Annotated in this window: 1 protein-coding gene; it reads right to left on the bottom strand. The window is 68.4% G+C overall.

Translation table 11 applies throughout. The annotated features are described in order from the left end of the window. A partial coding sequence (locus HMPREF1546_RS14740) for an FAD-dependent oxidoreductase (RefSeq protein ID WP_021752077.1) occupies nt 1-349 on the bottom strand: 349 nt, incomplete at its 3' end. Nucleotides 350-351: the final 2 nt, after the last annotated feature.

Here is a 351-nt window from a genome sequence, read left to right as displayed (position 1 = left end):
GGGTCTTGGGGCCGGTGAAGCTGGCCTCGCCGTCGATCTTCACCACCTTGTTGGCCTTCAGCAGTCCCGCTACGCCACTGGTCAGCTGTTTGGAGACGGCGTTCTTGTGGGCGATCACCTGGGGGAAGTTCACCCGGACGCCGTCCGCCTCCACGCCGATCTCCGCGCCCTGGTCCTTGATCTGGGACACCAGCTCTGCGCTGTGCAGCAGGCACTTGGTAGGGATGCAGCCAATGTTCAGGCAGGTGCCGCCCAGGTGCTCCCGCTCCACCAGGGTCACCCTGGCGCCCAGCTGGGCCGCCCGGATGGCGGCCACATAGCCGCCGGGGCCGCCGCCGATGACCAGCACCG

Origin of the sequence: Oscillibacter sp. KLE 1745 (assembly GCF_000469445.2) — a bacterium.
In the GTDB taxonomy this organism is placed as follows: Bacteria; Bacillota; Clostridia; order Oscillospirales; family Oscillospiraceae; genus Oscillibacter; species Oscillibacter welbionis.
This window is presented reverse-complemented; position numbering and strand designations above follow the sequence as displayed.